The organism is Ottowia pentelensis, assembly GCF_964341695.1.
The window spans coordinates 110,332-123,377 of sequence record NZ_OZ224513.1; the positions used below are offsets into that span (position 1 = coordinate 110,332).

Genomic DNA, 13,046 nt, shown 5'->3' on the forward strand with positions numbered 1-13,046 from the left:
CGCTCACTAATTTGACCTATCGAGGCCTTGAACCGGCACCGGGCCCATGGCCAAGTGCTTGATTTTTCGCGCCCGCTGCGGCACACTATCGGCTTGAGATTTTCGGGTTTACCCGGAGGTTTTGGAGAGGTGTTTTTCATGTTGCGGACAGCGGCATCGCTTGTTGCCCGATCGCTGGTAGCCGTGTCGCTGTGTGCAGGCCTTGGGGCCGGCGTCGATGTGGCACTGGCGCGCAGCGACCTGAGGAGCGCGGAAACCACCATCGGGGTGGCCCAGCTGCCCCGACAGGGGCAGCAAACGTACGTCCTGATTCACCAGGGCGGGCCGTTCGCGCACGACAAGGACGGCGTGGTGTTCGGCAATCGCGAACGCCTGCTGCCCCCCAAGCGGCGCGGCTACTACCGTGAATACACCGTCGAGACCCCCGGCGCGCGCAATCGCGGCGCCCGTCGCATCGTCTGCGGCGGCGTGCAGCGCACCGAACCCGACGCGTGCTGGTACACGAGCGACCATTATTCGAGCTTCAAGAGGATCGTCGAGCCATGAAGGCGCAAGAGCAGTTTCAACCGGTGCAGCTGGCTGTCCCGGATCGGTCATTGACTTCAGAAAGAGCAGCGGAGATGGATCAGCCACTTCGTCAACCGGGGGACACGCCCCTCAAGAACGTGCGCACCAACATCGTGCAGTCGATTCGCGCGTTTCACGCCAGCGACCTGCAGGACGCGGCCACCGCGCTGGGCCAGCACTTTTTGTACGCCAACCTGGCGCAGGCGCAGACCAAGCAGGACGTGCTGGACCTGATCGCCGCGCAGTTCAACCTGCCGGCGCACTTCGGCAAGAACTTCGACGCCCTGTACGACTGCATGACCGACCCGCTGCACAAGGCGGGCGCGCAGCCGGGCTTCATCGTGGTGCTGGAGCACATCCCGGCCACGGCCAAGTTCGACAAGGAAGCGCGCGAGCAGTTGCTGGACATCTTCCGCGACGCCGCCGACTACTGGGGGGATCGCAAGATACCCTTCCGGTGCTTCTATTCTTTTCGGTAGCCCGTTCTGCACCAGCTGGCCAAGCAGAACGGGCCAACGAGGCCCAAGCCGAGGCAGGCGACGCCGCCGCCGAGGCCACCGAGAAGATGCCGACCGACAAGCTGGTCGACATCTCGCCGCTGGCGCTGCGCATGAGCAGCCCCTTCAATGCCGGCTACTGGCTGAGCGCGGCCTGACGTCCGCGCGCGCCCATCCAAGCCCGCCCTCCAGCGGGCTTTTTTGCGCCCGCCGGCGGCACCGGCCGATATAGTGTCGGCACCGCCTTTTCCCCGCCCGCTTTCCATGCCAGACCTCCAGCCCTCTCCCGCCGCCGACGCGACGCCCGCGCCTTCGCTTGCCCAGCGGCAAGCCCAGGTGGTGCAGGCGCTGCAGGCCGTGCTGCCGCCCGCCGCGCTGCTGTGGACCGACGAGCAGACCACGCCCTACGAGTGCGACGGCCTGACCGCCTACCGCCAGCGCCCCATGGCCGTGGCCCTGCCCGAGACCGAGGCGCAGGTGCGCGCCGTGCTGCAGACCTGCCATGCGCTGGGCGTGCCGGTGGTGGCGCGCGGGGCGGGCACCGGCCTGTCGGGCGGCGCGCTGCCGCACGAGCGGGGCGTGACGCTGTCGCTGGCGCGCTTCAACCGCATCCTGGCGATCGATCCGCTGGCGCGCACCGCGCGCGTGCAGTGCGGCGTGCGCAACCTGGCCATCAGCGAGGCGGCGGCGCCGCACGGCCTGTACTACGCGCCCGACCCGTCGAGCCAGATCGCCTGCACCATCGGCGGCAACGTGGCCGAGAACTCGGGCGGCGTGCACTGCCTGAAGTACGGCCTGACGCTGCACAACGTGCTGGCGGTCAAGGGCTTCAGCGTGGAAGGCGAGCCGGTCGAGTTCGGCGGCGCGGCCCTGGACGCGCCCGGCTACGACCTGCTGGCCCTGGTCGTCGGCAGCGAGGGCATGCTGGCCGTGACCACCGAAGTCACGGTGCGGCTGCTGCCCAAGCCGCTGCTCGCGCGCTGCATCATGGCCAGCTTTGCCGACGTGCGCGCGGCCGGCGCGGCGGTGGCGTCGGTCATCGCCGCCGGCATCATCCCGGCCGGGCTGGAGATGATGGACGGGCCGATGACGCGCGCGGTCGAAGGCTTCGTGCATGCCGGCTACGACCTGGACGCGGCGGCCATCCTGCTGTGCGAGAGCGATGGCACGCCGGAAGAAGTGGCCGAAGAAATCGAGCGCATGTCCGGCGTCCTGCTTGCGGCAGGCGCTACCAAAATTGCAGTGAGCGGCTCCGAGGCCGAGCGCCTGAAGTTCTGGAGCGGACGCAAGAACGCCTTTCCGGCGTCGGGGCGCATCAGCCCCGACTACATGTGCATGGACTCGACCATTCCGCGCCGGCGCCTGGCCGACATCCTGGAGGCCATTGCCCAGATGGAGCACAAGTACGGCCTGCGCTGCTGCAACGTGTTTCACGCCGGCGACGGCAACCTGCATCCGCTGATCCTGTTCGACGCCAACGACCCCGACCAGCTGGAGCGCTGCGAGCGCTTCGGCGCCGACATCCTGGAGACCAGCGTGGCCATGGGCGGCACCATCACCGGCGAGCACGGCGTGGGGGTGGAAAAGCTCAACTCGATGTGCGTGCAGTTCACCGCCGCCGAGAACGCGCAGATGCTGGCGCTCAAGCATGCGTTCGACCCCGCCGAGGGGCTCAACCCCGGCAAGCTGATCCCGACCCTGGCGCGCTGCGCCGAGTACGGCAAGCCGGTGGTGCGCGGCGGGCGGCTGCCGTTTCCGGAGCTGGAGCGATTTTAAGCTTTTTATGGCTGCAGCGCCCGTCCATCAAGCGCCAATAGCTATTATTTTTATAGTATTCCGCCAATCGGCACGCGATCACCCGTGCCACCCGAGTTCTCGGCCACCCAGGCCGCGTACACCGGGTCGGCCGCCGTGGTGGCGATGGCGTGGATGGCCGGCAGCTCGTACGGGTGGCGCGCGCGGATCGCCGCCTCCAGCTGCGCGTACTGGCTGGCGATGGTCTTGAACAGCAGGCGAAACTCGCCGTCCTCGAACACCTCGCCGCGCCAGCGGTAAATGCTCTCGATCGGCTCGATCTGCACGCAGGCGGCCAGCTGCAGATGCACGATGGCGCGCGCCAGCGCCTGGGCCTCCTCGCGCGAGCCGACGGTGGTGACCACCAGCCAAGGCAGCGGTGCGGGCATGCTCAAGCGGGCGCGTTGGCGCGCGCCGGATAGCCCATGCGGTCCAGCGCCGCCGCCAGCTGGCCCACGCTGCGCTCCACATGCGCCCACTTGTCCAGCCCGAACAGGCCCAGGCGGAAGGTGGAAAAGTCCTTGGGCTCGTCGCACATCAGCGGCACGCCGGCGGCGGCCTGCACGCCCTGGGCGATGAACTTCTTGACGTTCTGCACCTCGGGGTCGGTGGTGTAGCTGACCACCACGCCCGGCGCCTCGAAGCCTTGGGCGGCGACGCTGGGAAAGCCTCGCTGGGCCAGCAGCTGGCGCACCTGGCGCCCCAGCTCGAACTGCTGCGCGCGCACGGTGGCAAAGCCGCGCTCGCGGGTCTCGCGCATGGTGTCGCGCAGGTCGATCAGCGCCATGGTGGGCATGGTGGCGTGGTAGGCGTGGCTGCCGGTCTCGTAGGACTGCATGATCTGGCGCCACTTCTTCAAATCCATCGAGAAGCTGCTGCTGGTGGTGCTCTCCAGTGCCTTCACCGCGCGCGCCGACAGGCCGATCATGGCGCAGGCCGGCGAGCTGCTCCAGCCCTTTTGCGGCGCGCTGATGAGCGCGTCCACCCCCAGCGCGCGCATGTCCACCCACACCGCGCCCGAGGCCACGCAGTCCAGCACGAACAGGCCGCCCACCGCGTGCACCGCCGCGCCGATGCGCTGGAGTTGCTCGTCGGGCATCAGGATGCCGCTGGCCGTCTCCACGTGCGGCACGAAGACCACGCCGGGCTTGTCGCGCGCAATGGCGGCCAGCACCTCGTCGATCGGCGCCGGCGCCCAGGGCGCCTGGCTGCCCTCGCCCGTGCGGCGCGCCTTGAGCACCGTGATGCGATCGCCCGTGGTGATGCCGCCGGCCTCCAGGATCTGGCTCCAGCGGTAGCTGAAATAGCCGTTGCGCACGATCAGCACCTGCTGCCCGCCGGCGAACTGCCGCGCCACCGCCTCCATGCCGAAGGTGCCACTGCCGGGGATCAGCGCCGTGGCATCGGCGCCATACACCTCTTTGAGCATGGCGTCGATGTCGGTCATCACGCCCTGAAAGCGCCGGGACATGTGGTTGAGCGCGCGGTCGGTGTAGACCACCGAGAACTCGAGCAGGCCGTCGGGGTCGATGTGGGGCAGCAGGGAAGGCATGGGCAAACTCCGAAGAAGGCTTGGGCCCGTCCATGCGAGGAACAGGCCCCGCCGGGGGCAACGATTCAGCTTATCACGCAGCCGCCCGCTACCATTGGCGGCCATGGAAATCCCGCTCCTGCTCGCGACCTTTGGCAAGAGCCTGCTGTTTGCCGTGGCCACCGTGCTGCCCATCATCAACCCGCTGGCCACGGCGCCCCTGTTCACCACGCTGACGCACGGCGTGCACGACGCCATCCGCGCCGACCTGGCGCGGCGCATCGGCCGCAACGTGGCGGTGCTGCTGACCGGCGCCACGCTGGTGGGCTCCTACGTGCTGGATTTTTTCGGCGTCTCGCTGCCCATCGTGCGCGTGGCCGGCGGGCTGGTGGTGGCCTCGATGGCCTGGCGCATGCTGAACGCCCAGCAGGCCGCCGACGGCGATGCCGACCAGATGGCGCAGGCGGTGACCGAAAGCAATGTGCGTATCCGCGCCTTCTACCCGCTCACCTTTCCGCTCACCTGCGGCCCCGGCTCGATCGCGGTGGCCATCACCGTGGGCGCCAGCCTGCACACGCCGCGCGTCACCGAGTCGCTGGTGACTTTTTCAGGCGCCGTGCTGGGCATGGTGCTGATCGGCGTTCTGGTGGCGCTGACCTACCGCTACGCCGGCCGCCTGCTGCGCCCGCTGGGCGAGATCGGGCAGATCGTGTTCATGCGCCTGATGGCCTTCATCCTGCTGAGCATCGGCGTGCAGATTCTGTGGGACGGCGTGAGCGCGCTGCTGCGCAGCGTGTGAGGTGGGGCGCCGGCGGGCGCTCAAAAGCGGACTGGATGGGGCCGGTATTCCGGCACCTGGCCGACCAGCCAAGCGCGGACCGCATCAGCCGTCGGCGCGGCACCGGCGGCGGCCAGCCAGGACTCGGCCAGCGCGGCCACGTCGCCCGCGGGCGGCGCGACCTTGGCCACGCGCAGCTTGGGGTGCGGCGTGGCCTCGGTGGTCTCGTCATCGGCCAGCAGTTCCTCGTAAAGCTTCTCGCCCGGACGCAGGCCGGTGAAGGCGATCGGCACCTCGGCCTCGCTCTTGCCCGACAGGCGGATCAGCAGGCGGGCCAGCTCGACGATCTTCATCGGCTCGCCCATGTCGAGCACGAAGATCTGGCCCGACCGGCCCATCAGCCCCGCCTGCAGCACCAGCTGCGCGGCCTCGGGGATGGTCATGAAATAGCGCACGATGTCGGGGTGCGTCACCGTCACCGGCCCGCCCATCTCGATCTGGGCCGTGAACAGCGGCACCACCGAGCCGCTGGAGCCCAGCACGTTGCCGAAGCGCACCGAAACATACTGCGTCGCCGGGAATTGCCGCGCCACGGCCTGCACCACCTGTTCAGCCAGGCGCTTGCTGGCGCCCATCACGCTGGTCGGGTTGACGGCCTTGTCGGTGGACACCAGCACGAAGCGCGCCGCGCCCACCGCGCCCGCCACGCGCGCGGCGTTGAGCGTGCCCAGCACGTTGGTGCGCAGCGCCTCGATCTCGTTGCCCTGCTCCATCAAGGGCACGTGCTTGTAGGCGGCGGCGTGCAGCACCACGCCGGGCGGATGCGCGCGAGCGATGGCCAGCAGACGCTCGACCTCGCGCACGTTGGCGGTGCAATAGACGCCTTCCAGCGCCGGGTGGTCGCGGCGCAGCTCCTGCTCCAGCCGGTAGGTGGCGAACTCGGAAACGTCGACGCAGACCAGGCGCGCGGCACCCAGGCGCGCCACCTGGCGGCACAGCTCGGCTCCGATCGAGCCGCCCGCACCGGTGACCAGCACGGTCTGGCCGCCGAACAACGCCGTCAGGCCCGCGGTGTCGAGCTGCACCGGCGTGCGGCCCAGCAGGTCCTCCAGCCGCACCTGGCGCGGGCTGGGCGTGGCGCCCGGGCGCAGCCAGTCGTCGGCCGTGGGCAAGGTCAGCAGGTTCAGGCCCGCGCCCGACCAGCGCAGCAGCGCCTCGCGCCGCAGCGGTGCACCCGGCGCGCTGGCCAGCAGCACCGTGCGGGCCTGCAGCGTGGCGGCGATGTCGGCCAGTGCCGGCACGTCGCCCAGCACGCGCACGCCCTGCACGGTGCGCCCGTGGTCGGCGGCCAGCGGCGAGACGATGCCGGCCACCTGCCAGCCATCGGCACCCTTGAGCGCGCGCAGCGCGTGATCGGCTTCGTCCAGCGTGCCGACCACCAGCAGCGGCTGCCGTTGCTGGCCGGGGTGGCCGTGCGTGCGTTCACGTTCACGCTCGATCAGCGTGCGCCAGCTGGCCCGCGCTCCGGCCAGCAGCACCAGCGTCAGCACGGCGCTGATGGCGAACACCGAGCGCGGAAAACCATCGATGCGCAGACCCATCACCACCGCCGTGGTCAACAGCGCGCCCAGCGCCACGCCCACCGCCAGCAGGCGCAAATCGGCCAAGCTGACGTAGCGCCACGACTGGCGCGGCACGCGCGCCAGCGCCAGGCCAAGCGCCATGCAGAGCAGCGCAATGGGCGTGGTCAGCAGCGCGTGATCGAAATAGGGCCAGGGCAGGCCCAGGTTGAAGCGCAGCCAGAACGCCAGCCACCAGGCCAGCACGATCAGCGGCAGGTCGACCAGCCAGCTCTTGCTGGTCGCGTCGCGGCGCAGGGTGCTCAGCGATACGGCGCCGGCCCTTGTCATGCGCGGTTCCTCTCCAGACGTCCCGTGACCTTGTTTTTGATGGCTAACATCGGTTGAAGCATTCCGGGGTACGGCTCGTTTGATCCAGATCTGAGGTCATCCGAACATGGCGCGCAGTGTATCGAGCAGGATGCGCAGGTCGCCGGCCACACTGTGCTGCGCCACGTAGGTCAGGTAGTGGCGCTGCTTGATCGGCATGATGCACTCGACGTAGGTGCGCTCGGGGTCGTGGCTTTCGGCCAGCAGGCGCTCTTCGTCGCGAAACTCGATCGCCGCGCGGTCGGTGATGCCCGGCCGCACCGACAGGATCAGGCGGCGCGCGTCCTCGGGGTACAGTGCCATGTAACGCGGCACCTCCGGGCGCGGGCCGACCAGGCTCATGTCGCCCTTCAACACGTCGATCAGTTGCGGCAACTCGTCCAGCTTGGTGGCGCGCAGCCAGCGCCCGGCGCGCGTAATGCGCGCGTCGCCCCGCGCGGTGATCTGCGGACCGCCACCGGCCGCGCACATGGTGCGGAACTTGTGGATGCGAAACAGCCGCCCGCCGCGCCCCACGCGCGGCTGGCGAAACAGCGCCGGGCCGGGCGAATCCAGCCGCACCCACAGCGCGATCGCCACCATCAGAGGCAGCGCCACGGGCAACAGCAGCAGCGTCACGAGCAGATCCAGCAGGCGCTTGCTCATGGCGCTCTGCAATACACATTCAGATGCACCGCATGCTGGCGCGCCAGCGGCGTCAGCAGCACATCGACGCCGTACAGCCCGTCGTCGATGCGCGCGCCCACGACGCCCCAGCGCGTGGCGGCCGAGCCCATGCCCAGCACGCCGAAGCCGTAGTGCGCATCGGCCTGCGGCAAGTCCGCGCGCCCGAACAGGCGCCAGCCGTTGCGCCGCGCGCCGCGCCGCGCCAGCAGCGGCGCCAGCGCGGTGCGGCCGTTGTCCAGCGTCACCAGCAGGCCGCCGGGCTTGAGGTTGCGCTCGATGAGGCGCGCCAGAGCGGCGTGCACGTCGGCCAGCCCGGACTCATGCACCCGAAAAACGCCGCCCAGCACCGACTTCATGGCGATCAGGTCCCAGCGACCTTCCAGCGCGCGCAGGTCATGCTGGCTGTAGCGCAGCCGTGCACGCGCCCCGGCATCCAGCAGGCCGGCATTCAGCGCCTGCACGGCGGGCAAGTCAGCGCCGTCGTACACCGAGCACTCCACGCGCTCGGCCAAACCCAGCAACAGTGGGGCGAGCGAGGAGCGCGGCCCGGCGCCCAGTTCCAGCGCCTCGCCCACGTGCAGGCCGTGGTGCGCCTGCACGAAGTCGCGCCACGGCCGCGCCCAGGCGCGGGTGCTCCAGCCGAAACAGGCGCGGTGGGCGTCGACCCAAGCCAGCGCCGCCGCGGCGTCAGGCGGCGACGCGGGTTGGCGTGCCGGCTCGGTCGCCGCACTCATCCCAGGATCGCCCGCAGCGCCGTGATCACGCGGCCCTGCTCCTCGTCGCTCATGGCGGTGAACAGCGGAATGCTGAACATGCGCTGATACGCCCGCTCGGCATGCGGAAACTGCTCGGGCGTCAGGCCGTAGCGATCGCGCCAGTAGGGCTGGCGGTGCAGCGGCACGTAGTGCACGCTGGTGCCGATGCCGGCGTCCGACAGGCGCTGGATCACGTCGTCGCGCGTCACCCGCGCCGCATCCGACAGGCGCAGCACGAACAGGTGCCAGGCGTGCGTGTCGCCCACGGGCGCGTCGGCCGGCAGGATGAGCGGCAGGCCTTTCAACTCGCGCAGGTAGCGCGCCGCCATTTGCCTGCGGCGCTGCACGAAGGCTGGCAGGCGCTGCAACTGCACCCGGCCCAGCGCGGCGGCGATATCGGTCAGGTTGTACTTGAAGCCGGGCGCGACGATCTCGTAGTACCAGGCTGGCGTGCGGCTGCTGAAGCGATCGAAGGCATCGCGGCTGATGCCATGCAGGCGCATCACCTTCATGCGTGCGGCCAGTGCCTCGTCACGCGTGACCACCATGCCGCCTTCGCCCGCCGTCATGGTCTTGTTGGCGTAGAAGCTGAACACCGCCGCCGCGCTCGGCAATTGGCCGACCAGCGCTCCCTGATGTGTCGCAGGCAAGGCGTGCGCGGCGTCCTCCACCACCTGCAGGCCGTGGCGACGAGCGATGGCGAAGATCGCGCCCATGTCGCAGGACAGGCCGCCGTAGTGCATGGGCAGGATGGCCTTGGACCGCGATGTAATGGCGCCCTCGATGGCGCCGGGGTCGATGTTGAGCGTCACCGGATCGACGTCGACCAGCCGCGCATCGGCGCCCAGGTAGCGCGCCACTTCCACCGTGGCGGTGAAGGTCAGCGTGGGCGCGATCACCTCGTCGCCGGGGCCGATGCCGATCGCCTCCAGCGCCAGGTGCAGGCCGGCGGTGGCCGAATTGACGGCGACGGCGTGCAGACCACCCCCCAGATACGCAGCGAATTCCTGCTCGAAGGCCTTGGTCTCCGGCCCGGTCGTCACCCATCCGCTGCGCAGCGCGCGCGCCACGGCGTCGACCTCGGCCTCGGTGATGTCGGGGCGGGCGAAGGGGATAAAGGAACGGGCTTCAGAAGTCATGCCGGGACACACGCGAGTCTGACATTTGGACAAGACGCAAACGGTGCGCATTGTCGCAGGCCCACGTCCGCCGGCTCACGCGCGCATGGCGTCGAGAAAGCGCCGCGCCAGAACCGGATACGTGTGGTTCTTCAAGACATACGCCCGCCCGGCCTGCCCCATCGCCTGCCGCTCGGCCACCGTGCGTGCGGCCAAGGCATCGATCGCGCGGGCAATCGCGGGGGGATCGTCGGGCGGCACCGTCAGTCCGCAACCCGCTTCCGCGACGGGGTCGTTGCCGGCACGCACGGAAAACAACACGGGCTTGGCAGCCATCATGTAGTCCATCAACTTGTTGGGTGAGACGCCAAACCGGAACAGCGGTTGTGGCAGCAAGCCGATGTACGCGATATCCACCTCGGCCAGCAGACTGGGCACCGCCTGCTTGGGGACAGACGGCAACATGGTGACATTGGCCAAGCCCTCCTGCCGCACGCGCGCCAGCAGGCGCTCGCGCTCCGGCCCCGGCCCCACCAGCAGAACCTGCGCCTTGCCCTGGAGCATGGCCGCCGCGTCCAGCAGCGCATCCAGCGCATTGGCCAGGCCGTGGGTGCCGACATAGGCGACGATGGGCAGGCGGTTGACCTTCAGCCGTTCCAGTTGCTGCGCGACTTCGGGCGGCAGCGGTGCGGGGTCGGCCCATTCGGCCTCATCCACGCCGTTGGGCACGTAAACGAACTTATCGGCCGCCATGCCGCGCGAGCGCATGTGCTCCAGCGCCCTGGGCAGCATCGACACCACCTTGTCCGCGTGGCGATAGGCGTGGTCTTCGGCCATCTGCACCCACACGATGAAGGGGTGCCGGCGCGACATGCCGCCCAGCTCCATCGGCGAGAGCGGCCACAGGTCATGCACCTCGTACACCAGCCTGGCCCCGGCCCTGCGGGCGATGCGCCGCGCGGGCCAGATGTCCATCGGGTAGGTGCTGGAGGCAATCACCACGTCGGGCCTGAAATCATCCGCCAGTAGCCTGCCATCGCGCCTCAGATGCCACAAAAACGAGAGCATGCTGCGCACCCGGCCGACGCCGTTGCCTCGGTAGCCGGGCGTGGCGTACCAGCGGTAGCCGATGCCGTCGATGATTTCGTCGCGGTGGCGCGCCGGCGGCATCTGCGGTTGCTGCGCGCGGATGTGCGAATACGATCCCGCCACGATCTGCACCTGGTGCCCCATGCGCGTCCATTCGCGCGCCAGGTAGTACGGCCGAAACTCCATGCCATGGCGCGGCGAGCCGGCGTAGTGGTTGATGAGCAAGATGTTCAAGCGTGCAGATCCAGCAGCCATGGACGTTGGCCTCTTGTGATGGCTGCCCTTGCGTCACGCTGCAACGCGATGCTGGCCTTGTTCATCTGTTGTCCGGCGTGCCCATGCCAAGCACTTTCGCCGCCTTCTGCAGACGCGCGTCAAAACAGGCGAACTGAAAGACCTCGCTAGAACCTTCTTGCAAGATCCGCGCCGACGCCAGTTGAACACTGTCGTACGCGCGCAGCGCAAATGTGTCGGCGTAGTCGCCTGCCAGTTCCACCAGCGGCTGCGTCACCTCGATGACCGCATAAGCGGGCCAGTCGGCGCGCAAGCGCATGCGCAAACCCTCGATGGCGACGGCATCGGCGGGCTGCTCGCGCACACGCCGTGCAAATGCTGCCATGGTCTCTGCCCAAGCGATGCGCGACACGGCAAGCATCCGCGCCTCGCCCACCAGTGCCTGCATGGCGTCGCTGTATGCCTCCTGGACATACAGCTTGACCAGCGCCGAGGTATCGGCAAACAGGATCACCCGCGATCCTCGAGCACGGTCTGACTGACGGATGCGCCACCCGCTGACAGCGCCACGGGCGCCCCCAGCTTCGGCCTACCACCGCGCCACGTCAGTGCGCCAGTGGCCATCAGACGCCGCAGGCCCTCATCGGCTTGCGGCGGGATGCCGACAATGCGCGCCACCGGCTTGCGATGCGAGGTCACCTCGATCGTCTCGCCGTCCCGCGCTGCAGCAAGAACCCGGGAGAGATTCGATTTGAGTTCACGAATGGCGATATCCACGTTCACCCCATAGGAAATGTAGCTCTCTATTATAAATTAATCGTCAATTTGTAGTCACATTCTTCCGAAAACGCCGATATTTTTATTTTGGATGGCAGAGCGGTGCCTACTTGGTCATGACAAGCGCACGGAAGCATTGTGCGGACCGAAATTTCGTCGCAACGGTGGCAAGCCGGCCGAAGGGGCGCGATGCTTAAAGCCGCGCCAGATCATCGGCCAGCCCGCGGGCGATCCGCTGCGCGGCGTCGCCTGAACCGTAAGGTTGCACGGCCGCTCCCCGGCTGCCCAGGGCCGCCCCGATGGCGGCCGCCACCGATTCCGCGTCCGTCGGCGGGGCCAGCCGGTTCCAGCCCGACTTCAGCAGTTCCACCCATTCGGTCTCGTCGCGCAGGGTGACGCAAGGCACTTGGTGAAAAAAGGCCTCCTTCTGCACCCCGCCCGAGTCGGTGGCGATCAGCGCCGCGTACTTCTCCAACTGCACCATGTCCAGGTAGCCCACCGGCTCGATCAGATGCACGTGGTGCGCCAGTGATTCCAGGCGACCAGCCTGCTGCAGCACGGCCCGGGTGCGCGGGTGCAAGGGCCAGACCACGGGCAACTGATGGGCCGTGGCCTGCAAGGCGTCGACGATGGCCGCCAGGCGCTGTGGGTCATCGGTGTTCTCCGCGCGGTGGACGGTAGCCAGCACGTAGCACTTTTGCGCCAGGCCCAACCGGGCCATCGCCCCGCCGTCGTGCCGCACGCGCCGGCCGTGGTGCAGAGCCACGTCATACATCACGTCGCCCACCTCGACGATGCCGCGTGGCGCGGCGCCTTCGCGCCGCAGGTGCTCGGCCGCCGCCTGCGTCGGCGTGAACAGCCAGCGCGAGATGCGGTCGGTGAGGATGCGGTTGACCTCCTCCGGCATGGCCATGTTGAAACTGCGCAGCCCGGCCTCGACATGTGCCACGGGAACATGCAGCTTGACGGCGGCCAGCGCGCCGGCCAGCGTGGAATTGGTGTCGCCGTAAACCAGCACGGCGCTGGGGCGCTCCACCAGCAGCACCTGCTCGATCGCGTCCAGCATGCGCCCCGTCATCGCGCCATGCGTGCCGCCGTGGATGCCCAGGAAATGATCGGGCTTGTTCATGCCCAGTTCTTCAAAGAACACGGCCGACATGTTGGCGTCGAAGTGCTGGCCGGTGTGCAGCACCACCTCGGTCAGGCCCGACGTCTGCGCAATCGCGTGCGAGACCACACTGGCCTTGATGAACTGCGGACGTGCACCCAGGACGGTGAGAATTTTTCTCAT

General features: G+C 68.8%; 14 protein-coding genes. 4 read left to right on the top strand and 10 right to left on the bottom strand.

What is annotated here, in order from left to right; all coding sequences use genetic code 11:
- Window positions 1-138: 138 nt before the first annotated feature.
- The 3 genes from ACWHMB_RS00505 (at window position 139) to ACWHMB_RS00515 (ending at window position 2,840) form a co-directional block, all read left to right on the top strand.
- Window positions 139-546 carry a ribonuclease domain-containing protein gene (locus tag ACWHMB_RS00505; RefSeq protein WP_377483583.1) on the top strand — a complete coding sequence of 136 codons (408 nt, stop codon included), beginning with the start codon at window positions 139-141 and terminating at the stop codon, window positions 544-546.
- 74 nt (window positions 547-620) lie between these two features.
- Complete coding sequence (locus ACWHMB_RS00510) at window positions 621-1,046, top strand: barstar family protein (protein WP_293224104.1); 426 nt, start codon at window positions 621-623, stop codon at window positions 1,044-1,046.
- 282 nt (window positions 1,047-1,328) lie between these two features.
- Entirely contained in the window at window positions 1,329-2,840 is a 1,512-nt protein-coding gene (locus ACWHMB_RS00515) for an FAD-linked oxidase C-terminal domain-containing protein (protein ID WP_377483585.1), read from the top strand.
- Between the two features lie 50 nt (window positions 2,841-2,890).
- Here ACWHMB_RS00515 and cutA read toward each other — a convergent pair whose 3' ends face one another.
- Together cutA and ACWHMB_RS00525 are read right to left on the bottom strand one after the other, a co-directional pair.
- Window positions 2,891-3,247: a divalent-cation tolerance protein CutA gene (gene cutA / locus ACWHMB_RS00520; RefSeq protein ID WP_293224100.1), complete on the bottom strand. Its 357-nt coding sequence runs from the start codon at window positions 3,245-3,247 to the stop codon at window positions 2,891-2,893.
- A gap of 2 nt (window positions 3,248-3,249) precedes the next feature.
- Complete coding sequence (locus tag ACWHMB_RS00525) at window positions 3,250-4,410, bottom strand: aminotransferase class V-fold PLP-dependent enzyme (RefSeq protein WP_377483587.1); 1,161 nt, start codon at window positions 4,408-4,410, stop codon at window positions 3,250-3,252.
- Between the two features lie 103 nt (window positions 4,411-4,513).
- Between ACWHMB_RS00525 and ACWHMB_RS00530 the strand changes: the two genes are divergently transcribed.
- Window positions 4,514-5,188, top strand: a complete 675-nt coding sequence (locus ACWHMB_RS00530) for a MarC family protein (RefSeq protein WP_293224566.1) — start codon at window positions 4,514-4,516, stop codon at window positions 5,186-5,188.
- 20 nt (window positions 5,189-5,208) lie between these two features.
- Here ACWHMB_RS00530 and ACWHMB_RS00535 read toward each other — a convergent pair whose 3' ends face one another.
- The 8 genes from ACWHMB_RS00535 to wecB all read right to left on the bottom strand — a co-directional run bounded on the left by ACWHMB_RS00535 (window position 5,209) and on the right by wecB (window position 13,046).
- Window positions 5,209-7,077 carry a polysaccharide biosynthesis protein gene (locus ACWHMB_RS00535; RefSeq protein WP_377483589.1) on the bottom strand — a complete coding sequence of 623 codons (1,869 nt, stop codon included), beginning with the start codon at window positions 7,075-7,077 and terminating at the stop codon, window positions 5,209-5,211.
- Window positions 7,078-7,173: 96 nt separating this feature from the next.
- On the bottom strand, window positions 7,174-7,761 hold the full coding sequence (locus ACWHMB_RS00540) for a sugar transferase (RefSeq protein WP_377483591.1): 588 nt from the start codon (window positions 7,759-7,761) through the stop codon (window positions 7,174-7,176).
- Complete coding sequence (locus tag ACWHMB_RS00545; protein WP_377483594.1) at window positions 7,758-8,516, bottom strand: hypothetical protein; 759 nt, start codon at window positions 8,514-8,516, stop codon at window positions 7,758-7,760. Before ACWHMB_RS00545 ends, ACWHMB_RS00540 begins: the two co-directional genes overlap by 4 nt.
- Window positions 8,513-9,676 carry a DegT/DnrJ/EryC1/StrS family aminotransferase gene (locus ACWHMB_RS00550; protein ID WP_377483597.1) on the bottom strand — a complete coding sequence of 388 codons (1,164 nt, stop codon included), beginning with the start codon at window positions 9,674-9,676 and terminating at the stop codon, window positions 8,513-8,515. Before ACWHMB_RS00550 ends, ACWHMB_RS00545 begins: the two co-directional genes overlap by 4 nt.
- A 75-nt stretch (window positions 9,677-9,751) precedes the next feature.
- Window positions 9,752-10,978: a glycosyltransferase family 4 protein gene (locus ACWHMB_RS00555; RefSeq protein ID WP_377483599.1), complete on the bottom strand. Its 1,227-nt coding sequence runs from the start codon at window positions 10,976-10,978 to the stop codon at window positions 9,752-9,754.
- Window positions 10,979-11,060: 82 nt separating this feature from the next.
- Entirely contained in the window at window positions 11,061-11,492 is a 432-nt protein-coding gene (locus ACWHMB_RS00560) for a type II toxin-antitoxin system VapC family toxin (RefSeq protein WP_377483602.1), read from the bottom strand.
- Window positions 11,489-11,755 (bottom strand): type II toxin-antitoxin system Phd/YefM family antitoxin, encoded by a 267-nt coding sequence (locus tag ACWHMB_RS00565; protein WP_377483604.1) that lies wholly within the window; start codon window positions 11,753-11,755, stop codon window positions 11,489-11,491. The genes ACWHMB_RS00560 and ACWHMB_RS00565 overlap by 4 nt, the downstream gene beginning before the upstream one ends.
- 193 nt (window positions 11,756-11,948) lie before the next feature.
- A complete protein-coding gene (wecB, locus tag ACWHMB_RS00570) occupies window positions 11,949-13,046 on the bottom strand; it encodes a non-hydrolyzing UDP-N-acetylglucosamine 2-epimerase (RefSeq protein ID WP_377483606.1) in 1,098 nt (365 codons plus the stop codon).